A 302-nucleotide genomic window follows, 5' to 3' on the forward strand; every position below is an offset into this window, starting at 1 on the left:
CGCCATGTACACCGCTGCGCCGTAGCCGTTGTAGGAGAACAGCGCGACCCCGACCATGGCGACGATCAGCGGCAGCGAAACCGGCGCCAGGTTGCCTTGCGCGTCCAGCATCACCGGCGCGGTGAGGATCTCTGCGCTTTGATGCGGATGGCTGAAACCGAGCCAGGCGATCAGCGCCAGCACCGCCACTTCCACCACCAGAAAGGCGCCGGTCAGCAGGGCGTTGGCCTTGATGTTGAAAATGGCGCAGGCGCCGCCGATCAGCACGGTGATCATGCCGGCGGTGGAGGCGTCGAATGAGG

The 302-nt window shown here is 65.6% G+C and carries 1 protein-coding gene; it reads right to left on the bottom strand.

What is annotated here, in order from left to right:
* Positions 1-302: hypothetical protein (locus TALK_RS21960; protein WP_211274881.1), on the bottom strand; the 302-nt coding region annotated here is incomplete at both ends.

The sequence above is a fragment of the Thalassospira alkalitolerans genome (assembly GCF_002115745.1).
Taxonomy (GTDB): domain Bacteria; phylum Pseudomonadota; class Alphaproteobacteria; order Rhodospirillales; family Thalassospiraceae; genus Thalassospira; species Thalassospira alkalitolerans.